The organism is Roseicyclus marinus, assembly GCF_030163795.1.
Lineage (GTDB): Bacteria > Pseudomonadota > Alphaproteobacteria > Rhodobacterales > Rhodobacteraceae > Roseicyclus > Roseicyclus marinus.
The window spans coordinates 62608-81524 of sequence record NZ_JASJOF010000007.1 but is presented as its reverse complement, the minus strand read 5'-3'; the positions used below and the strand labels follow the sequence as shown (position 1 = coordinate 81524).

General features: G+C 66.3%; 23 protein-coding genes. All 23 read right to left on the bottom strand.

Features of this window, described 5'->3' with window-relative positions:
- The 23 genes from QQK63_RS12225 to QQK63_RS12115 all read right to left on the bottom strand — a co-directional run bounded on the left by QQK63_RS12225 (position 1) and on the right by QQK63_RS12115 (position 18750).
- Positions 1-429: a DUF5333 domain-containing protein gene (locus tag QQK63_RS12225; protein WP_277824193.1), complete on the bottom strand. Its 429-nt coding sequence runs from the start codon at positions 427-429 to the stop codon at positions 1-3.
- A gap of 130 nt (positions 430-559) precedes the next feature.
- Positions 560-814 (bottom strand): hypothetical protein, encoded by a 255-nt coding sequence (locus QQK63_RS12220; protein ID WP_277824195.1) that lies wholly within the window; start codon positions 812-814, stop codon positions 560-562.
- 176 nt (positions 815-990) lie between these two features.
- Positions 991-1332, bottom strand: coding sequence for a hypothetical protein (locus QQK63_RS12215; protein ID WP_277824197.1), 342 nt, complete (start codon positions 1330-1332; stop codon positions 991-993).
- Positions 1333-1431: 99 nt separating this feature from the next.
- Positions 1432-1689, bottom strand: coding sequence for a hypothetical protein (locus tag QQK63_RS12210; protein WP_284283219.1), 258 nt, complete (start codon positions 1687-1689; stop codon positions 1432-1434).
- A gap of 74 nt (positions 1690-1763) precedes the next feature.
- Complete coding sequence (gene nuoF, locus QQK63_RS12205; RefSeq protein ID WP_277824216.1) at positions 1764-3059, bottom strand: NADH-quinone oxidoreductase subunit NuoF; 1296 nt, start codon at positions 3057-3059, stop codon at positions 1764-1766.
- A 53-nt stretch (positions 3060-3112) separates the two neighbouring features.
- Positions 3113-3349 (bottom strand): DUF5337 domain-containing protein, encoded by a 237-nt coding sequence (locus QQK63_RS12200; protein ID WP_277824218.1) that lies wholly within the window; start codon positions 3347-3349, stop codon positions 3113-3115.
- Between the two features lie 82 nt (positions 3350-3431).
- Positions 3432-3941 carry a hypothetical protein gene (locus QQK63_RS12195; protein WP_277824220.1) on the bottom strand — a complete coding sequence of 170 codons (510 nt, stop codon included), beginning with the start codon at positions 3939-3941 and terminating at the stop codon, positions 3432-3434.
- 41 nt (positions 3942-3982) lie between these two features.
- On the bottom strand, positions 3983-4693 hold the full coding sequence (locus tag QQK63_RS12190; protein ID WP_277824222.1) for an NADH:ubiquinone oxidoreductase: 711 nt from the start codon (positions 4691-4693) through the stop codon (positions 3983-3985).
- A 66-nt stretch (positions 4694-4759) separates the two neighbouring features.
- Positions 4760-5002, bottom strand: coding sequence for a hypothetical protein (locus QQK63_RS12185; RefSeq protein WP_277824224.1), 243 nt, complete (start codon positions 5000-5002; stop codon positions 4760-4762).
- 107 nt (positions 5003-5109) lie between these two features.
- Positions 5110-6234 carry an NADH-quinone oxidoreductase subunit E gene (locus QQK63_RS12180; protein WP_277824226.1) on the bottom strand — a complete coding sequence of 375 codons (1125 nt, stop codon included), beginning with the start codon at positions 6232-6234 and terminating at the stop codon, positions 5110-5112.
- A 96-nt stretch (positions 6235-6330) separates the two neighbouring features.
- A complete protein-coding gene (locus QQK63_RS12175; protein WP_277824228.1) occupies positions 6331-7551 on the bottom strand; it encodes an NADH-quinone oxidoreductase subunit D in 1221 nt (406 codons plus the stop codon).
- The gene (locus QQK63_RS12170) at positions 7548-8165 is read right to left on the bottom strand and encodes an NADH-quinone oxidoreductase subunit C (protein ID WP_277824230.1); all 618 of its coding nucleotides are present in this window, start codon (positions 8163-8165) and stop codon (positions 7548-7550) included. The genes QQK63_RS12175 and QQK63_RS12170 overlap by 4 nt, the downstream gene beginning before the upstream one ends.
- Before the next feature lie 31 nt (positions 8166-8196).
- The gene (locus QQK63_RS12165; RefSeq protein ID WP_277825899.1) at positions 8197-8721 is read right to left on the bottom strand and encodes a NuoB/complex I 20 kDa subunit family protein; all 525 of its coding nucleotides are present in this window, start codon (positions 8719-8721) and stop codon (positions 8197-8199) included.
- Positions 8721-9086, bottom strand: a complete 366-nt coding sequence (locus QQK63_RS12160; RefSeq protein ID WP_277824232.1) for an NADH-quinone oxidoreductase subunit A — start codon at positions 9084-9086, stop codon at positions 8721-8723. The genes QQK63_RS12165 and QQK63_RS12160 overlap by 1 nt, the downstream gene beginning before the upstream one ends.
- Positions 9087-9226: 140 nt before the next feature.
- Positions 9227-10792 carry an AMP-binding protein gene (locus tag QQK63_RS12155; RefSeq protein ID WP_277824234.1) on the bottom strand — a complete coding sequence of 522 codons (1566 nt, stop codon included), beginning with the start codon at positions 10790-10792 and terminating at the stop codon, positions 9227-9229.
- Positions 10793-10874: 82 nt separating this feature from the next.
- Positions 10875-11852, bottom strand: coding sequence for an NADPH:quinone reductase (locus QQK63_RS12150; RefSeq protein ID WP_277824236.1), 978 nt, complete (start codon positions 11850-11852; stop codon positions 10875-10877).
- A 97-nt stretch (positions 11853-11949) separates the two neighbouring features.
- Positions 11950-12729 carry a crotonase/enoyl-CoA hydratase family protein gene (locus QQK63_RS12145; RefSeq protein WP_277824238.1) on the bottom strand — a complete coding sequence of 260 codons (780 nt, stop codon included), beginning with the start codon at positions 12727-12729 and terminating at the stop codon, positions 11950-11952.
- Positions 12716-13576, bottom strand: a complete 861-nt coding sequence (locus tag QQK63_RS12140; RefSeq protein WP_277824240.1) for a hydroxymethylglutaryl-CoA lyase — start codon at positions 13574-13576, stop codon at positions 12716-12718. The genes QQK63_RS12145 and QQK63_RS12140 overlap by 14 nt, the downstream gene beginning before the upstream one ends.
- Positions 13569-14231 carry a glutathione S-transferase family protein gene (locus QQK63_RS12135; protein WP_277824243.1) on the bottom strand — a complete coding sequence of 221 codons (663 nt, stop codon included), beginning with the start codon at positions 14229-14231 and terminating at the stop codon, positions 13569-13571. The genes QQK63_RS12140 and QQK63_RS12135 overlap by 8 nt, the downstream gene beginning before the upstream one ends.
- Positions 14228-16183, bottom strand: coding sequence for an ATP-binding protein (locus QQK63_RS12130; protein WP_277824245.1), 1956 nt, complete (start codon positions 16181-16183; stop codon positions 14228-14230). Before QQK63_RS12130 ends, QQK63_RS12135 begins: the two co-directional genes overlap by 4 nt.
- 94 nt (positions 16184-16277) lie before the next feature.
- Positions 16278-17903 carry a carboxyl transferase domain-containing protein gene (locus QQK63_RS12125; protein WP_277824247.1) on the bottom strand — a complete coding sequence of 542 codons (1626 nt, stop codon included), beginning with the start codon at positions 17901-17903 and terminating at the stop codon, positions 16278-16280.
- On the bottom strand, positions 17900-18469 hold the full coding sequence (locus QQK63_RS12120; protein WP_277824249.1) for a hypothetical protein: 570 nt from the start codon (positions 18467-18469) through the stop codon (positions 17900-17902). The genes QQK63_RS12125 and QQK63_RS12120 overlap by 4 nt, the downstream gene beginning before the upstream one ends.
- The gene (locus QQK63_RS12115) at positions 18466-18750 is read right to left on the bottom strand and encodes a hypothetical protein (protein WP_277824251.1); all 285 of its coding nucleotides are present in this window, start codon (positions 18748-18750) and stop codon (positions 18466-18468) included. The genes QQK63_RS12120 and QQK63_RS12115 overlap by 4 nt, the downstream gene beginning before the upstream one ends.
- Between the last annotated feature and the right edge of the window lie 167 nt (positions 18751-18917).

The window sequence follows — 18917 nt, the reverse complement described above, 5'->3', positions numbered from 1 at the left end:
CTACCGAAGCAATCTGCCAATGGGCGAACCGGCGGCGATTTCGTCGCGGCCTACGCGACAGGCCCCGTCGGTATCCGCATCGTCGGCCACACCGCGTTCCGCGAAATAGCTGCGCGCAAGCGCGATGTAGCGCTCCTGCTCGGCATCATCCTCGACATAGGCCGTCACGTCGGCCCTGCTGTAGCCCAAGCCCATCGCATGGCTGGCCAGCCCCAGAAGAAAGGCATTGGCCGCAAGGCTGCGGCGCTCGATCGACGGGCAGGTCCGTTCGATGTGGCGACCGATCGTGATCGCCAAAAGGCCGTTGTGGAGCCTCTCGTCATTGCGCAACGCGTCGAACCGATCCGCTCGCGCCGAGCCTGCCGCCGTCAGCAGCCCGGTCGCGATCACAAGGATCGATAGCGCCATGACCTTCGCATAGGGTTTCATGTCTTCTGCCTCGGAATGCCCGTATCCATTGCCGGACAGATGGGTCGCTCTCCCCTTGTCATGCAATAACAACGCGGATGCGACGGGGAGCCTCAGCAAGGCCTTGCCGATGCAATTGGGGGATTTGGGCCTAAATCCGCACGCCCCAGAAGATCACGATCAACCAGACCACGGCGGTGATCACCGCGATGGACAGCACGCCGTAGATGGCGGCCTCCATGCGTGCAGGCGTGTTGACCGCCATTGCCACACCCGAAGCCAGCATCGCCCCGATCACGACCCCGAGGATCGAACCGCCGATGCCCCATGTATAGCCAAGGATCATCCCCGTGACGCAGAACGCCATGTAGATGACCGCGACCCCGTACCAATACAATCGCGCCATGCACCGATACCCTTACCGCCACTGCCCGCCCGCGCTCTTTTGTTGGCGCGGATCATCCTTTGGGTTTCAGTTTAAGAAAAAGCGCGCATCCGCACAACGCCATAGGCAGCACTCGGCGCTGTGCTGAGTCGCTTTCGCAACATTGATAACGATTTCAAGGATCCGTATCGGGCGGCCTAGCGTTCCGCGCAGCGTCCGCCGACGATCGGTTCACCAGCCGCATTGCGCGCCACCGCCCAATCGCCGGTTACGGGATCCATCGTCCAATCCACGTCCGAAAAACCGGTCCGTTCGATGCAATGGCGCGTCGCCTCGAACCGGGCGCTTTCGCGGGCTTGGTCAACCGTCACACCGGGCGCGCGCACAAGCACCGTGAAATCGCGCCGCGTTTCCCCCGTAGACAGTCGCGCGTCAAAAGGCAGGCCGACGCTGCGTGGGCCGTTGTCGCGCAGGGCGCAGGCCGAGAGGCCGAAGACCAACCCGAAAAGCATGGCAAGACGCAGGATTTTGATCGTCATGGTCTTTTGTCCGCAAGCAAGGCCCGGGCGCGACATCGCCCTGTTCCGGTCTCGCCCATCCGTCCCTGTGCGTCAAGCACTCGCCGGTCGGGGCAGGTGTCAGCGCAGGCAACGGGCCATGAAATAGAACACCCCGTCGTCCAGCCGGATCTGGGTGTAATCGCGCGCGGGCGGCAGCGGGTCGTAGACCGCGCCCGATGCCGTGCAATGCGCAACCGCAGCGGCTTCGGCAGCAACCCAATCCTCGCGCATCAGCGCCAAGCCATCGCCCCGGCGCACCTCGATCGCGGGCAGAACCTGCCGGAACGGAACACGCCCGTTCAGGCCGCCGACCGCCAGTGTGGTTTCCGTCGTCACGAAAGGAGCGGGTGCACCACCGGGCGCACAGGCAGCAAGACCGGCCAGCGCAATGAAAATGACACGCGGGGTGATCACTCCGCCGCGATCTCGACCGCGCCGTCGCGCTTCACCCGGATCCGATCCTCGATCTCGTGGCGGAAATGGCGCACGAGACCCTGGATCGGCCAAGCCGCCGCATCGCCAAGCGCACAGATCGTATGCCCCTCGACCTGCTTGGTGACGTCAAGCAGCATGTCGATTTCCTCGACCCGTGCCTCGCCCTTCACCAGCCGGTCCATGACCCGCATCATCCAGCCCGTACCTTCGCGGCAGGGCGTGCACTGGCCGCAGCTTTCGTGCTTGTAGAACTTGGACAGCCGCCAGATCGCCTTGATGATATCGGTGGACTGATCCATCACGATCACCGCCGCCGTCCCAAGGCCCGAGCGCTGCTCGCGCAGCCAGTCGAAATCCATGATCGCACCGTCGCGCATCACCTCGGCAGGCAGCATCGGCACAGACGATCCGCCGGGAATCACCGCCTTCAGATTGTCCCAGCCGCCGCGAATGCCGCCGCAATGCCGGTCGATCAGCTCGTCGAAGGGAATGCTCATCGCCTCTTCGACGACGCAGGGGTTGTTCACATGCCCCGAGATCGCGAACAGCTTGGTGCCCGCGTTGTTGGGGCGGCCAAAGCCTGCGAACCACTCGGCACCGCGCCGCAAGATCGTGGGCACGACAGCAATGGATTCGACGTTGTTCACCGTGGTCGGGCAGCCGTACAGCCCCGCGCCCGCCGGAAACGGCGGCTTCATCCGCGGCATGCCCTTGCGGCCCTCGAGGCTTTCCAAAAGCGCGGTTTCCTCGCCGCAGATATAGGCGCCGGCCCCGTGATGCAGGTACAGATCGAAATCCCAACCGGATTTCGCGGCATTCTTGCCCAAAAGCCCGGCCTCGTAGGCCTCGTCGATGGCGGCCTGCAGTGCCTCGCGCTCACGGATGTATTCGCCGCGAATGTAGATGTAGCAGGCATGCGCCCCCATCGCGAAGGACGCGATCAGGCACCCTTCGATCAGCGTGTGGGGATCATTGCGCATGATTTCCCGGTCCTTGCAGGTGCCGGGCTCGCTCTCGTCGGCGTTGACCACCAGATAGCTGGGACGTCCGTCCGATTCCTTGGGCATGAAGGACCATTTGAGACCGGTGGGGAATCCCGCACCGCCGCGCCCGCGAAGGCCCGAGGCCTTCATGATCTCCACGATCTTGTCGCGGCCCAGACCGATCAGGTCCTTGGTGCCGTCCCAATGGCCACGCACTTTCGCGCCCGCAAGGCTGCGGTCGTGCATGCCGTAGATATTGGTGAAAATCCGGTCCTTGTCCTGAAGCATGTGGCCTCTCTCGCATGTCTCTGGCCCGGGTCTGGCGGGCCGAATGGCTGGCGTCAGCGGTCTGCGCGCCGTGCTTTCCATACCCAATAAGTCACAAACAGCGCCCAGACCAGTGCGGCAATCGCCGCAAGGTCGAACAGGAAGGCAAAGCGGGGCGGCAGGCCCAGTTGCCCGCCGAGGAAGCTTGCCCCCATCCAAAGGATCATGGTCGCGGCCATGACGATGGCGGCCAGCCGGATCTGACCACGGCGGCGGCGTTCGATCTCGGTGTCTTCGGGTCGGGGTGGCATGGCGGGCCTGGGCGGTTTGTGTCGGGGCCTGCCTAGCGGATCGGGCGGGGCCGGGGCAATCCCCCGCCCCCGCCGGAACAGGTCACATCCGCGCGCGCGCCTGCGCCACGATGTCGTGCCGGGCGCAAATCATGCGGAACCCTTTTTGTTGCGTGTCGAGCCACGCAATGCCTTCGTCGTCCAGCGTCGCGATCTGGTCGAAATGATAGATGCCGAAATCTTTCAGCGCCTCGGCCAGTTTCGGGCCGACACCCTTGAGTGTCGTCAGATCGTCACCCAAACCGTCGCGGGGCGCATCCAGCAGATGCGGCGAGGGCGTGGCGACAGCCACGATCGCAGGGGCGTCAGGCACCTCGGGCATAGCGTCGGGCACTGGCACCAGCGGGATCACCTCCGCCACGGGGGCATCCTCGGTGGGAGGTGCGACCGCAGCGCGCGACAACGCCGCCAGATAGGCACGCGGGGCGGTCAGTCCCAGGTGCATTGCCTGCAAAGCGGCCGTGCCGAAAAACGCGGCACTATAGGATACGAGGTGAAGGACATCTCGCTGCGCCGCTTGGCCGCGCAGCCACATCAATTCGGTGTTGGTCATACCCATTCCTCAGGATTGGTGGTCCAAAACCCTCCCGAAGGTCAGTATACCTCACCTTTATCGACTTTGCGCGAGAATTCTGTGTCCTCGCCCGCCGCCAACAGCCGCGCCTGTTCGACCCAAGTGTCGCGGGTGACGCGCCCTTTGAACCCTTCGAGGTTCTGATCGACCCACGCCACTTCATCGGCGGTCCAATTCGCGATCTGGTCGAAATGGTAGAAGCCAAGGCTGTTGCACAGCTTTTCCAGTTTCGGGCCGATCCCCTTGATCCGCTTGAGGTCATCGGCACCTCCGGCGCGCGGCCCGTCAAGCGCGGCAGGCCGCGTGCCCGGGCCAGACGACGCCTCCGCAGGTGCTGCGGCCGGCGCAGCAGGCGCGGGTGCGCCCGCAGCCGTTGCCGGTGCCGGAGCGGGTGCCGGTGCCGGTGCCGGTGCCGCCTTTGCGGTTACTGGTGCGGCCTTGGCCGGAGCGGCAGGCGCGCCATGCCCCGAGGTCGACGCCGCTTGTGCCGCCGTCAGGTCACGGCCCGCCCATCCCGCCGTCCCCGGTTTGACCGGACCCGGCAAGGGATTGAGAAACATCAGCGACAACACGATCCCGACGACGAAAAAGATCACCGCCGCCGCGAACAAGGCCTGCATCAGACCCCAATCGCCAAGGATCAGCAGGGCGGCCATGCCGCCGAAGCCGACCGCCGAGGCTACGCCCCAAGCGATTGCAAAGTTCAGGATGCCGCCGGATGTCGATTTCATGAGTTTTCCCCCGCTAGACGTGCTTTGGGGCAATCTAACGTGGCAAAACCTGTTTGTCTTGCCTCTTCAGGACGAAGTGTCGCGCCCTGTTGCGCTGTTGCGCCGCGCCTCCAGCACCGCGTCGAAATCGGTGGCAAAGACGAATTGCAGCACGATGCCGCCCACGATCGTCGTGCCAAGCCCCGCGAAGGCTCCGACGGCGACCCAAAGGCCCAGCCATCCCACGGCCGCCAAAGCCACCGTCAGGCCCATGATCGCCGAAAGCGTCCAGACCACCATGATCATGACGTAACGCTGTCCACTGCTCATCTTTGTCATCCTTCTCCGTTGCACCCCGTCTGGTGTGGGACGCAAGCTAGGGAGAAGGAGAGGCCCGGCCAGAGGCCGGGGCCGCGACAAGGTGACCTGTCAGAATATCAGCGCGCGGCGGCCAGCGCGGCGGCTTGCGCGATCCAGCCGTCACGCTCGATCCGGCCCTTGAACTTGAGCCGTGCGTCGACCCAAGCGACCTCGGCCGGGGTCCAAGCGGCGATCTGGTCGTAATGCCAGAAGCCCATCTCGTTCAAAAGCGCCTCGAGCTTGGGGCCGACACCCGAGATCTTCTTGAGATCATCGGCCGCCTGCCCGGCGCGGGGGCCGGTGAGCCGCGCGGGCTCTGCCTCTGCGGCAGGGGCGGCTTCGGTCGCAGACGAAGACGCGGCGGAGGGCGCAGGCCGCGCCTTGGCCTTGGCGGGGGCCGCCTGCTCGGTCACGCCGGTCGCATCGGCCGGACGCCCTTTGGCGGGGCGGGGATCCTTCACGGGACGTTCGGCCACTGCAACATCGGCACCCGACTGCTTGCCCCAAGGCGCCAGCATCGGCACCTCGGTCCCGTCGATGCGCTTGATCGTATCCCCGATATCCGTCGCGCGGCGTGCCGATATGTTCAGCGGGTCGCGCCCGGCCTCGTGATCCTTGAGCGAGGTCAGCCCGCCCTTGGGCTCGGACGCATAGCGCCCGTTCTGCGGCCCCGGCGTCGGCACGCGGCCGGCCGCCATCTCGTCGATGATCCAGGCCAGTTTCTCGGCGGTCAGATCCTCGTAATAATCCTTGCCGATCTGGGCCATGGGCGCATTGGCGCAAGCGCCGAGACATTCCACCTCTTCCCAGCTGAACTTGCCATCGGCAGAAAGCTGGTGCGCTTTTTGCGCGATCTTTTCCTTGCAGACGGCCACCAGATCCTCGGCACCGCAGATCATGCACGAGGTCGTGCCGCAGATCTGAAGATGCGCGACCGAGCCCACCGGTTGCAACTGGAACATGAAATAGAAGGTCGCGACCTCGAGCGCCCGGATATGCGCGAGCCCCAGCATGTCGGCGACATGTTCGATGGCGGGGCGGGTCAACCACCCCTCCTGCTCCTGCGCGCGCCACAAAAGCGGGATGATGGCACTGGCCTGCCGCCCCTCGGGGTATTTGGTAATCTGCGCCTCGGCCCAGGCCTGGTTGGCGGGGGTGAAGGCAAAGCTGGCGGGCTGGTCGGGGTGAAGGCGGCGGAGCATCTTACGGGTCCTTGAAATGTCGAGCGCGGCGGAGGCGTTACCTGCGGAAGCCTCCGGCGGGAGTTTTTTGGCCAAGATGAAGGGGCGCGGTCCCCGTCACCGATCCACCTCGCCGAACACGATGTCGAGCGAGCCGAGGATGGCCGACACATCGGCCAGCTGGTGGCCGCGGCACAGGTGATCCATCGCCTGCAGATGCGCATAGCCCGGCGCGCGCAGCTTGGCGCGGTAGGGTTTGTTGGTGCCATCCGCAACGAGGTAGACGCCGAATTCGCCCTTGGGCGCCTCGACGGCGGCGTAGATTTCGCCCTCGGGAACGTGGAAACCCTCGGTGTAGAGCTTGAAGTGATGGATCAGCGCTTCCATCGAGGTCTTCATGTCCGAGCGTTTGGGCGGGCTGATCTTGCCGCGCGCCATGATCTCGCCCGGGCCTTCCTCGCGCAGCTTGGCGATGGCCTGCTTGATGATCGAGGTCGATTCGCGCATCTCAGCCATCCGGCAGAGGTAGCGATCGTAGCAATCGCCGTTCTTGCCCACGGGGATCTGGAAATCGAACTCGTCGTAGCATTCATAGGGCTGGGCGCGGCGCAAATCCCACGCAAGACCCGAGCCGCGCGCCATGACGCCCGAAAAGCCCCAATCGAGAATGTCCTGTTCCGCGACGATCCCGATATCGACGTTGCGCTGCTTGAAGATGCGGTTTTCCGTCAGAAGCGTGTCGATGTCGGCAAGCGCCTTGGGGAATTCATCGGCCCAGGTGTCGATATCGTCGATCAACTCGGGCGGCAGGTCCTGATGGACGCCGCCGGGACGGAAGTAGGCGGCATGAAGCCGCGCGCCGCAGGCCCGCTCGTAGAAGATCATGAGCTTCTCGCGTTCCTCGAACCCCCAGAGCGGAGGGGTCAGCGCGCCCACGTCCATTGCCTGCGTCGTGACGTTCAGGAGGTGGTTCAGGATGCGCCCGATCTCGCAGTAGAGCACGCGGATCAGCTGCGCCCGGCGCGGCACGGGGGTGCCGGTCAGTTTCTCGATCGCCAGAACCCAGGCATGTTCCTGGTTCATCGTGCCGACGTAATCGAGCCGGTCGAAATAGGGCAGGTTCTGCAGGTAAGTCCGGCTTTCCATCAACTTTTCGGTGCCGCGATGCAGAAGGCCGATATGCGGGTCGCAGCGTTCGCAGATCTCGCCGTCAAGCTCGAGCACGAGACGCAACACCCCATGGGCCGCCGGATGCTGCGGCCCGAAGTTGATGTTGAAATTGCGGATCTTCTGTTCGCCGGTCTCGACGTCCTGGAACCCTTTGGAGCCGTCCATCATTTCGCCGCCTCCTTGGCCTTTTCATCGCCGGGCAGGACGTAATCTGCCCCTTCCCACGGCGACATGAAATCGAACTGTCGGTATTCCTGCACGAGCTTCACCGGCTCATAGACCACGCGCTTGAGCGCCTCGTCATACCGCACCTCGGTATAGCCCGTGGTCGGGAAATCCTTGCGCAGCGGATGCCCGCGGAACCCGTAATCGGTCAGGATGCGGCGCAGGTCGGCATGACCCGTGAACAGGATGCCGAACATGTCGTAGACCTCGCGCTCGTACCAGCCGGCGCCGGGATGGATGCTGGTGATCGAGGGCAGCACCTCGTCCTCGCGCAGCGCGCATTTCACACGGATGCGCTGGTTTTGGTACATGCTCAGGAAATGCCAGACCACGTCGAACCGGCGGTCGCGCGTTGGCCAGTCGACCGCGGTGATGTCCACCAGCGTGGAAAAACGGCAGGTCGGATCGCTGCGAAGCCACTCGATGAACCCGTGCACCGCACCCGGCACGATCTCGACCGTCAGTTCGCCATGCGCCGACACCGACGTGGCGATCACGGCATCGGGGTGGCGGTCCGCGATATGGGCGGCCAGTTCCTTGAGGCTTTCGACGCTCATCTGTCGTCTCCTTCGCGCGCGACGGGGCGCGTCAGCGGGTGATGGTGCCCGTGCGGCGGATCTTCCGCTGCAACTGGAGGATACCGTAAAGCAGCGCCTCCGCGGTGGGCGGGCAGCCCGGCACGTAGATATCGACCGGCACGATCCGGTCGCAGCCGCGCACGACGCTGTAGCTGTAATGGTAATAGCCACCGCCGTTGGCACAGGATCCCATCGAGATGACGTAGCGCGGCTCGGGCATCTGGTCGTAGACCTTGCGCAGCGCGGGCGCCATCTTGTTGGTCAGCGTGCCCGCCACGATCATCACGTCCGACTGGCGCGGGGAGGCGCGCGGCGCGATCCCGAAGCGTTCGGCGTCATAGCGCGGCATCGATGTGTGCATCATCTCGACCGCACAACAGGCAAGGCCGAAAGTCATCCAGTGCAACGACCCGGTGCGCGCCCAGTTGATGATGTCCTCGGTCGAGGTGAGCAGGAAGCCCTTGTCCTGAAGCGCGCGGTTCAACTCGGTCGTGGCGACCTCCCGGTCGGGACCGGCGGTATTCGTACCCGTCATCACTCCCATTCAAGCGCCCCCTTCTTCCACTCGTAGGCAAAGCCCACCGTCAACACGCCGAGAAACACCATCATCGACCAGAAGGCGACATCCGACAGCGTCGGAAAGGCGACGGCCCAGGGAAACAGGAAGGCGATCTCGAGGTCGAAGATGATGAACAGGATCGACACGAGGTAGAATCGCACGTCGAATTTCATCCGGGCATCGTCGAACGCGTTAAAGCCGCATTCATAGGCCGACAGCTTTTCAGGGTCAGGGTTCTGCACCGCCAGCACCACGGCGGCAAGGATCAACACGATCCCCAGCCCGATGGCGATGGCCAGGAAGATCAGGATCGGAGCATAGGATGTCAGCAGGTCCGACATGGCGGTCTGGTCGCCTTTCCTGAATAGGTCTGGTGCCGGGGAAAGCGCCCCGGCCGGTCCGGTCTCGTTGCGGTTGATTTACGCGCCACGCTCCGGAGGGTCAACGGGGCGTGGTGCGGCAAATCGGGGAGGCCGCCGCCCTACCCCCCTGCCTCCCGGGCAAGGTCCGCGCGCAATTCCCGGCGCAAGATCTTGCCGCTCGCCGATTTCGGCACGCTTGGAACGAACCGGTATTCGACCGGGTGCTTGTAATGGGCAAGGCAGCCCTCGACATGGGCGCGCAGCTCTGCCGCGCCGGTCTCCGCCCCCTCCGCGCGCACCACGAAGGCTATGGGCACCTCGCCCGCTTCCGCGTCCGGGCAGCCTATCACCGCGGCGTCGGCCACGCCGTCATGGGCGCAAAGCGCAGCCTCCACCTCGGCGGGCGCGACCTGGAACCCCTTGACCTTGATCAGTTCCTTCAGCCGGTCGCGGACGAACATGAACCCGTCTTCGTCGATCACCGCCAGATCACCGGTGCGCAACCAGCCATCCGGGGTCAGCGTCTCGGCGGTGGCCTGCGGGTTGTTCAGATAGCCCAGCATGACCTGCGGCCCCCGCACCCACAGCTCTCCCTCCTCGCCGGGGCCAAGGTCTTGCAACGTCGCCGGATCCACGATCCGGCATTCGGTCGATGGCACGGCCTGCCCGCTCGATCCGTGGCGCACATCGCCCGCAACCGTCATGTGGGAAATCGGCGCCATCTCTGTCATGCCGTAGCCTTGGATCGACCGCGCCCCGAACCGGGTGCCGACCGCCATCTCCGTCTCGGGCCCCAAGGGCGCGGCGCCCGAAAAGATCTCCTCCACGCTCGTGACATCGAAATTGTCCACCAACGGATGCTTGGCCAGGGCAAGCGCCACGGGCGGCACGATATAAAGCCGCGTGGCGCGATGCGTCTCGATCAGGCGCAAGAACATCTCGAGGTCGAAGCGCGGCATGGTCACCAGCTTCGCCTTTTGCTGCAGGAACAGGTTCATCAGAACCGTCATCCCGTAGATGTGAAAGAACGGCAGAAAGGCGATGGCCACATCGCGCGGCGTGATGCCCGCCACGGCCCCCGATTGGGTGACATTGGCGACAAGGTTGCGATGGGTCAGCATCACGCCCTTGGGCCGTCCGGTCGTGCCGCTGGAATAGGGCAGCACCACGACATGGCGCGCCAGATCGACCGGGGCCTGCACCATCAGCGGCTGGCCCATCACATCGTCAAGCGACAGGCACCGCTCGCCGCCGATCACGACGATCTCGCGCACGCCCGTTCCCTCGACGGCCGCCTGCGCCACCTCGGCGAAAGCGGACACTGTCACCAGCATCACCGCGCCCGCATCCTCCAGCTGGTGCCGGATCTCGGGGGCGGTATAGGTCGGGTTGATCGTCGTCACCGTGCCCCCGCCCCAGGCCACGGCGTGAAACACGATGGGGTATTCGGGCATGTTCGGCGCAAGGATGGCGACCGTACCACCGGGCAGGACACCGCGCTCGGTCAACCCGCCCGCCAGCCGCCGGATGCCCTCGACAACCTCGCCCGCAGTCAGGGCGCGGCCCGTTGGCCCGTCCACGATCACGACGGCCTCGTCCCGGCCCAACAATCCCTCGAACAGCTTTTCCGTGATCGACAGCGGCGCGACCTTGATCGTGCCGTGACGGCTGGCCTGTCCCGTCATCGCGACATCCTCCCCTGCGCGGGCCCTGCGGCCTCCCCGCCGCGATATGCCCCCCATTGTGCAGGCTAGCACGCCCGCCCGGTCAGATGTCCAGCACTACCGTGCCCAGTTTCGCACCCTGCGCGACCATGTCATGCGCCGCCGCGCAATCGGACAGGCCACCGCCCCGAACAACGGCATGGGACAAAACGCCAGCCTCCAGCCACTCGGTCAATTGCCGCTCGCCCGCCCGGCGCTTTTCGCCGGCCAACTGGTAGACGATCAGCATGTGCAGCCGAACATTCTTGAACATGAAAGGATAGAATTCGAGGCGCGGCAGCATCTCGGCCGCACTCGCATAGGCCGCGATCACGCCCCCGGGCTTGACCAGCGCCAGATCCGTGGCCTGGTTCGCTCCGAAGTCCACGTCGACGATCCGGTCCACCCCGGCCCCGCCGGTCAGATCCATCACCGCGCCCGCCACATCGGTGTCACGGTAGTTGATCCACTCGTCCGCAGTCGAATGCGCGCCCTTTTCCGCCGAGGAAACCGTCGCGATCACCCGCGCCCCTGCGGCGCGCGCCATCTGAACGGCATAGCGCCCCACGCTGCCCGCCCCGCCGGTGACAAGGATGGTCTGCCCGGCGACCGGCCCGTCGCCCATCACCGCGTACCAGGCCGTCATCGCGGGGATGCCAAAACAGGCCCCTTCCGCAAACCCCACCCCATCGGGCAAGCGCACCGCCTGCTCGGCAGGCAAGGCGACATGCTCCGCCGCCGTTCCCATCGCCCGCTGCCAGCCCGCATTCCAGATCCAGACCCGCTCACCGACACGGGCCGGATCGACACCCGCCCCCACGGCTTCGATCACGCCCGCCCCATCCGAATGCGGGACGATACGCGGATAGGCCATGACCGCACCTGCCCGCGCACCTGCACGCAGCTTCACATCCGACGGATTCACCCCCGATGCCTTGAGCCGGACCAATACCTCCCCCGGCCCCGCCACCGGATCTTGCATCTCGCCCAGCGTCAGAACCTCCTCCGCAGGCCCGAACCGCTCATACCAGACCGCCTTCATCGCGCATCCTTTCCTTCATCTTGGCCCAAAAACTCCGGGGGAGGCTGCAAGCCGGGGGCAGAGCCCCCCAAATTTTCATCAGAAAATTCGCAGGCTTTCATTCCACCCAACGCGCTTTCCGCTTCTCGAAAAACGCGGCGATGCCTTCGGCGCTTTCGGCGCTTTCCCAGCGCGCCACCAGCGCCTCGATGCTCATCGCCACCTGCGCCGCATCCGCCCCGCCCGCCAGATCCGCGACCAGCCGTTTTCCTTCTGCCACGGCACCCGGGGCCGCCACCAGATAGGGCGCGATCTCGGCCTCGATGGCCGCGTCCAGATCCTCCGCCGTCACAACGCGCGCCAGCAAACCCAGGTCCACCGCCTCCGCCGCGTCAAAGACACGGCCCGAGAAAAACACCCGCCGCGCCCGCGCCGCCCCCATGCGGGCCACCGCGTAGGGACCGATCGTGGCGGGGATCAGGCCCAGCCGCACCTCGGTCAATCCGATCTTCGTCCCTGAAACCCCGATGGCCACGTCGCAAACGCTCATCAACCCCACGCCGCCGCCAAAGGCCTGCCCCTGCACCCGCCCGATCAGGGGCTTGGGCATCGCATCGAGCGCGCCGAGCATCGCGGCCAAGGCACCGGCCTCCCGCGCGCGGGTCGCGGCATCGGCGGCCATCTGCGCCTGCATCCAGCCCAGATCGCCGCCTGCACAAAACGACCGCCCATTGCCCGTCAACACCACGACCCGCACCGCCGGATCGCGCCCCAACCGCGCGGCCATCTCGGTCAGTTCCGCGATCATCGCGGCATCCATCGCGTTGTGCTTGTCGGGTCGGTTCAGCCGCAGCCAAGCCACACCGCGCGCGTCGACCTGCAGCTCAAGCGTTTCCATCGCGCATCCCCCGTGCCATCGCCACTGCCGCCTCGATGGCGGCCAGATCCAGCCCCGTCTCGTATCCGCGCGCCGCCAGATGCCGCGCCACGGCCTCGGTCGCGACATTGCCCGCAGCCCCCGGCGCATAGGGACAGCCGCCAAGACCGCCCACGGCGGCATCGAAAACCCGCACACCGGCCTCCAGCGACGCATCGATATTCGCAAGCGCCCTGCCGCCGGTATCATGGAAATGCCCTGCAAGCTTCGTCACCGGCACAACCTCCGTCACCGCCGCCAGCATGGCCGCCACGCTCTCGGGCCGCCCAGCGCCGATCGTGTCGCCCAGCGACACCTCGTAACAGCCCATCTCGAACAGCGCGCCTGCGACCCGCGCAACCGCACCGGGCGCCACCGGCCCGTCATAGGGGCAATCGGTGACACAACTCACATACCCCCGGACAGGCAGGCCGATGGCGCGCGCCGCCTCCGCCACCGGGCGGAACCGCTCAAGGCTTTCGGCAATGCTCGCGTTGATATTGGCTTTCGAGAACCCTTCCGAGGCGGCACCGAAAATGGCGACCTCGTCCACACCCGCCGCCACCGACGCCTCGAACCCCTTCAGGTTCGGCGCAAGGGCCGCGTAGCGCACCCCCGGCACCCGCGCGATGCCCGCCATCACCTCGGCCGCATCGGCCATCTGCGGCACCCATCTGGGGCTCACGAAACTCGTCACCTCGATGCGTCGAAAGCCACAGGCCGACAAGGCATCGACCAGCGCGATCTTTTCGGCAGCCGGGATCAACCGCTTCTCGTTCTGCAACCCGTCGCGGGGGCCGACTTCGAAGATCTCGACGCCCTTACCCACCCGCCGGCACCTCGTAGAACTCCCGCGCATAGAAGGTCTGCGGCCCTTCGATCTCCGCCGCCTGCCGAAACGCGGGCCGCGCCTGCAACCTCTGCCAATAGGCCCGAAGCTTCGGATAAGGCTCCATCCGCACATAGAAAGGCGCGGCGAACAGGTTGAAGCCCAGCATCGCATCCGCCCCCGAAAACCCCGCGGGCAAAAGGTAATCGCCCGCCAGCATCCCCTCCAGCGCGCGCAGCGTGTCCGCCAGCCTCAGCGTGTTGAGCTTGACCACAGTGGGCGATGGCTTCGCCGGCGGCCGCAAGAACAGGTGGTTCAGGTTCAACTGCTCGATCAGGCTCGCTTGCGTTTCGGCAAATCCGATGGCTTCAAGGAACCGGACCCGCTCCGGATCGCCGGGCAACCGCCCGAACCCATGCCCCGCCCGCGTCTCGCACAGGTATTGCACGATGGCCCCACTCTCGAAGATCGTGATGCCGTCGATCTCCAGCGCCGGGATGCGGCCTGCGGGCGAGACGCCCATCAACGCCGCCTCCCGCATCGCCCGATCCCCGATCCGGTAGCGGATGATCTCGTCAGGCGGCATTCCCATCTCGCACAAGAGCCAAAGTACCCGGAACGACCGGCCCCAAGGCACGTGATGCAGCACGATCATGCGCCGCCCTCCGCTTCCTCATCCGCCAGCACGATCAACGCCGCCCCCGCTTCGACCTGCGCACCGACCGCGACGGGAACCTCCGCCACCAATCCGTCCCGTCCCGCGGTCAGGGAATGCTCCATCTTCATCGCTTCCAGAACGGCCAGCCGGTCGCCCACCGCGACCCTGTCGCCGGGTGCCACGAAGATCGCCTTGACCAGCCCCGGCATCGGGGCCTCGATCACGCCCGACGCTGCTCCCGCGCCAGCGGCAACCGCCAGCGGATCGACGATCTCGAACCCATGGGCATCGCCTGCGAAGACGATCGCCTCGCCCCCCGTCACGACCACCTCGGCGGACATGGGGGCCCCGTCGATGCGCCACCTTGCGCCCTCGCGCAGCACCTCGTGGGCCGCGTCGCCCACCTCGACCCGGAACCGCCCGCCCGGCTGCACCTCCACGACGGCCGGAACGGCCTCCCCCTCATGGTCCAGCACCACCTGCCGCCTCAGCGGCGCCCAAAGGGTGAAGCCAGAAACTGCCCCCTGCTCCGCATCTAGTCCCAGCGCGGCCAAAGCCGCCACGGCCATGATCCGCGACGACGCGACAGGCACGGCCGCCAATGCCTCCAGATCGCGCGCGATCAGCCCGGTATCGACATCGCCAGCGGCAAAATCACTGTGCCCCGCCAGACGCCGCAAAAAGGCGAGGTTCGTCACCGACCCTGCCACTTCGGTCCGCGCCAGCGCCTGTTCCAGCTTACGCAGCGCCACATCCCGCGTCGGACCATGCACGATGATCTTGGCGATCATCGGATCGTACCACGGCGAGATCTCGTCGCCTGCCCTGACGCCGGTATCGGCCCGCGCACCTTCGGGAAACCGCAGATGCGTCAACCGCCCTGTCGCGGGAAGGAAACCTTTCGGCACATCCTCGGCGTAAAGCCGCGCCTCGAAGGCATGGCCCGTGATCGCCAGATCCTCCTGCCCGCAGGGCAGCGCCGCGCCGGCGGCCACCCGCAATTGCCATTCGACCAGATCGACCCCGGTAATCGCCTCGGTCACGGGATGTTCGACCTGCAACCGCGTGTTCATCTCCATGAACCAGAACCCATCCGGGCGCAGCCCGCGTGACCCGTCCACGATGAACTCGACCGTGCCCGCGCCCGCATAGCCGATGGCCTCGGCCGCGCGCACTGCGGCCTGTCCCATGGCCGCGCGCATCGCGTCCGTCATGCCCGGGGCCGGGGCCTCCTCGATCACCTTCTGGTGCCGCCGTTGCAGCGAACAATCCCGCTCGAACAGATGCACCGCCCGCGTGCCGTCACCAAAGACCTGCACCTCGATATGGCGCGGCTTCTCGACGTATTTCTCGATCAGCACGGCCGCGTTCCCAAAGGCCGTCGCGGCCTCCCCCTTCGCACTCTCCAGCGCATCCATGAAATCCTCAGCGCGCTCGACCCGCCGCATCCCCTTGCCGCCACCGCCGGCAACGGCCTTGATCAAGACCGGGTAGCCGATGGTCTCCGCCGCCCCCGCCAGATGCTCGGGGTCCTGATTGGCTCCGTGATAGCCCGGCACGACAGGAACGCCCGCTTTCTCCATCAACGCCTTGGCCGCATCCTTGAGGCCCATCGCCCGGATCGCGCTGGCCGAGGGCCCGATGAAGATCAGACCCGCCGCCGCCACCGCCTCCACGAAATCGGGGTTTTCCGACAGAAAGCCGTAGCCCGGATGGATCGCCTCCGCGCCCGTCGCACGGGCGGCGGCGATGATCGCATCCCCCCTCAGGTAGCTGTCGGATGGCTTGGGGCCGCCGATCCGCTCGGCCTCGTCGGCCATCGCCACATGGCGTGCGCCCGCATCCGCATCGGAATAGACGGCGACCGTCCCCACCCCCATCTTGCGGCAGGTCTCGATCACGCGACAAGCGATCTCGCCCCGGTTCGCGATCAGGATCTTGCGAAACATAACCCAGCCCTCACCGATCCATCCCCTTCATCTTCCCGAAAATACGGCGGGGAGCGCGAGGGGCCGCGCCCCTCGCTCCCTCCCGAGCCCTCCGTCACATCCGGAACAGGCCAAAGCGCGTCTCCTCCACCGGCGCATTCAACGCCGCCGCAAGCGAAAGCCCCAACACCTCGCGCGATTTGCGCGGGTCGACCACCCCGTCATCCCAAAGCCGTGCCGAGGCATAAAGCGGATGCGACTGCCGCTCGAACATCTCGATCGTGGGGCGCTTGAATTCGGCTTCCGCCTCCGCCGGCCAATCCTGCCCGGCCCGCTCCATCGCCTCGCGCTTGACGGTGGCGAGCACCCCCGCCGCCTGCGCCCCGCCCATCACCGAGATGCGGGAATTGGGCCAGGACCACAGGAACCGCGGGCTATAGGCGCGCCCCGCCATCCCGTAATTCCCGGCCCCGAAACTGCCCCCTACCAACATGGTCACCTTGGGCACAGCGGTCGTGGCCACCGCCGTCACCATCTTGGCCCCATGCCGCGCGATGCCTTCGTTCTCGTATTTGCGCCCCACCATGAAGCCGGTGATGTTTTGCAAGAACACCAAGGGGATGCGCCGCTGCGAGCACAATTCCACGAAATGCGCCGCCTTCTGCGCACTCTCCGAGAACAGCACGCCATTATTGGCGACGATCCCGACATCAATTCCCATGACCTGCGCAAAGCCGGTCACGATGCTCTCGCCGAAGCGCGGCTTGAACTCGTCGAACCAACTCTCGTCCACGATCCGCGCGATCACCTCGCGGATGTCATAGGGCGTGGTCAGCGACGCAGGCACCACCCCCAGCAACTCCTCCGGATCATAAGCAGGCGCGCGACCCCGTAGGGTGGGCAATCTGCCCACCCCTGCCGGCAATCTGCCCACCTCTCCCCCGCCCAACGACCTGACGGCCCTGCGCGCCAGCGCCAGCGCATGCCCATCATCCTCGGCAAGGTAATCCGCCACCCCGGACAGGCGCGTATGCACATCGCCGCCACCAAGGTCCTCGGCGCTCACGACCTCCCCCGTCGCCGCCTTCACCAAGGGCGGTCCCGCCAGGAAAATCGTGCCCTGTTCCTTCACGATGATCGACACATCCGACATCGCGGGCACATAGGCCCCACCGGCGGTGCAGGACCCCATCACGACCGCGATCTGCGCGATCCCCTTGGCCGACATCCGCGCCTGGTTGTAGAAAATGCGTCCAAAATGATCCCGGTCGGGAAAAACCTCGTCCTGGTTGGGCAGGTTCGCGCCGCCGCTGTCCACCAGATAGACGCAAGGCAACCGGTTCTCTTCCGCGATCTCCTGCGCGCGCAGGTGCTTTTTCACGGTGATCGGGTAATAGGTGCCGCCTTTCACCGTCGCATCATTACACACGACCATGACCTGCCGCCCCTCGACCAGGCCCACGCCCGCGATCACCCCGCCGCAGGGCGCGGCACCCTCGTACAACCCGTGACCGGCCAGCGCCCCGACCTCGAGAAACGGGGAACCGGGGTCGAGAAGGTTCGCGACCCGATCCCGCGGCAGCATCTTGCCGCGCGACACATGCCGCTCCCGCGCCTTCGCGCCGCCGCCCGAAGCCGCCAGTTCCGCGGCCTCTGCGATCTCGGCCAGCGCAGCCAGATGCGCCGCCCGATTGGCCCGCGCCTCCTCAGATCCCGCGATGAATTGCGATTTGAGCCTCATCGTCCCTCCCCCTCGGGCCGCGCCACGGGCCGGAACGGCATTGCCTCCGCGACCCAACCCAGATCCGCGGCCGCACCCGCCACACCCATCAACCGCGCGACCTGCCACAGCGCCACCGCCTCGGTCAGCTTCAACCGCGCCTCATGCGTCTCGCACCAGGCCGCCACCGGATCATCGGCCCCCGCGCAATCATCCCCCGCCGAGGACCCGTGCGCCACGTCCCACAGTTGCGGGTAAAGCCCCGCCAGAACCTCGGGCGCGGGCACCTGCTCCGGCGCAGGCAAGCCTGCCAGAACCCTGTCACGCAACGCCCGCTGCTCGGACGCAAGCTGCCTCTGGCAGGCCTGCGGCGCCTCGCCCCGATCGCAGGCCACGATGGCCAGCGACCCGCAATGATGCACCCGGTCCCGCGTCACCAATGCGTAATCCTCAATGGCAGCGGCCGGGCCGGTCCGGGCAAATCCCATCTCGAAATGCGCGATGGCGCGCGAAAAACAGGTCTCGAAATCCTCTGCCGCCACCGGCCCGGCCCAGGCAATTGCCACGATCAGCACAAGGCCCCTCATGTCCCCGGCTCCACCGCAGGCAGGACGACGGGCCGCCCCCACTCATCCACCGCCAGCGCCCAATCCGCCCCGCAGGTCACGACCAGCCGCACCCCCGCAACCGGCGCAGGCCGCCCCGCGCATTCGGTCGCCGCCCCGCCCGTTTCGGCCACGTAGCGAGCCGCAGCCTCCAGAATGATCTCGGTTTCCGTGGGCGGCACGGCCCGCATCCCGACCAATAGACCCAGCGCCGCGGCCACGGCCACCAGCGCCGACAGCGGCAGGGCGATGCCCCGCATCATGCCAGCCCGCCCAAGGTCCGGACCGCATCCCGCAGCCCCCCCTTCATCTTGGCAAGAAAACTCCGGGGGAGCGGCATAGCCGCGGGGGCAGAGCCCCCAACCACCCCGACGACAGGCCACGGCCCAAGGATCGCGCGCCGCATGCCGCCAGATCCCCGCCTGTGCCC

Excerpts from the sequence above, each read along its gene's own strand:
- QQK63_RS12225 (WP_277824193.1), bottom strand. The coding sequence starts at position 429 with ATGAAACCCTATGCGAAGGTCATGGCGCTATCGATCCTTGTGATCGCG.
- QQK63_RS12220 (WP_277824195.1), bottom strand. The coding sequence starts at position 814 with ATGGCGCGATTGTATTGGTACGGGGTCGCGGTCATCTACATGGCGTTC.
- QQK63_RS12215 (WP_277824197.1), bottom strand. The coding sequence starts at position 1,332 with ATGACGATCAAAATCCTGCGTCTTGCCATGCTTTTCGGGTTGGTCTTC.
- nuoF (WP_277824216.1), bottom strand. The coding sequence starts at position 3,059 with ATGCTTCAGGACAAGGACCGGATTTTCACCAATATCTACGGCATGCAC.
- QQK63_RS12200 (WP_277824218.1), bottom strand. The coding sequence starts at position 3,349 with ATGCCACCCCGACCCGAAGACACCGAGATCGAACGCCGCCGCCGTGGT.
- QQK63_RS12195 (WP_277824220.1), bottom strand. The coding sequence starts at position 3,941 with ATGACCAACACCGAATTGATGTGGCTGCGCGGCCAAGCGGCGCAGCGA.
- QQK63_RS12190 (WP_277824222.1), bottom strand. The coding sequence starts at position 4,693 with ATGAAATCGACATCCGGCGGCATCCTGAACTTTGCAATCGCTTGGGGC.
- QQK63_RS12185 (WP_277824224.1), bottom strand. The coding sequence starts at position 5,002 with ATGAGCAGTGGACAGCGTTACGTCATGATCATGGTGGTCTGGACGCTT.
- QQK63_RS12180 (WP_277824226.1), bottom strand. The coding sequence starts at position 6,234 with ATGCTCCGCCGCCTTCACCCCGACCAGCCCGCCAGCTTTGCCTTCACC.
- QQK63_RS12175 (WP_277824228.1), bottom strand. The coding sequence starts at position 7,551 with ATGATGGACGGCTCCAAAGGGTTCCAGGACGTCGAGACCGGCGAACAG.
- QQK63_RS12170 (WP_277824230.1), bottom strand. The coding sequence starts at position 8,165 with ATGAGCGTCGAAAGCCTCAAGGAACTGGCCGCCCATATCGCGGACCGC.
- QQK63_RS12165 (WP_277825899.1), bottom strand. The coding sequence starts at position 8,721 with ATGACGGGTACGAATACCGCCGGTCCCGACCGGGAGGTCGCCACGACC.
- QQK63_RS12160 (WP_277824232.1), bottom strand. The coding sequence starts at position 9,086 with ATGTCGGACCTGCTGACATCCTATGCTCCGATCCTGATCTTCCTGGCC.
- QQK63_RS12155 (WP_277824234.1), bottom strand. The coding sequence starts at position 10,792 with ATGACGGGACAGGCCAGCCGTCACGGCACGATCAAGGTCGCGCCGCTG.
- QQK63_RS12150 (WP_277824236.1), bottom strand. The coding sequence starts at position 11,852 with ATGAAGGCGGTCTGGTATGAGCGGTTCGGGCCTGCGGAGGAGGTTCTG.
- QQK63_RS12145 (WP_277824238.1), bottom strand. The coding sequence starts at position 12,729 with ATGGAAACGCTTGAGCTGCAGGTCGACGCGCGCGGTGTGGCTTGGCTG.
- QQK63_RS12135 (WP_277824243.1), bottom strand. The coding sequence starts at position 14,231 with ATGATCGTGCTGCATCACGTGCCTTGGGGCCGGTCGTTCCGGGTACTT.
- QQK63_RS12130 (WP_277824245.1), bottom strand. The coding sequence starts at position 16,183 with ATGTTTCGCAAGATCCTGATCGCGAACCGGGGCGAGATCGCTTGTCGC.
- QQK63_RS12125 (WP_277824247.1), bottom strand. The coding sequence starts at position 17,903 with ATGAGGCTCAAATCGCAATTCATCGCGGGATCTGAGGAGGCGCGGGCC.
- QQK63_RS12120 (WP_277824249.1), bottom strand. The coding sequence starts at position 18,469 with ATGAGGGGCCTTGTGCTGATCGTGGCAATTGCCTGGGCCGGGCCGGTG.
- QQK63_RS12115 (WP_277824251.1), bottom strand. The coding sequence starts at position 18,750 with ATGATGCGGGGCATCGCCCTGCCGCTGTCGGCGCTGGTGGCCGTGGCC.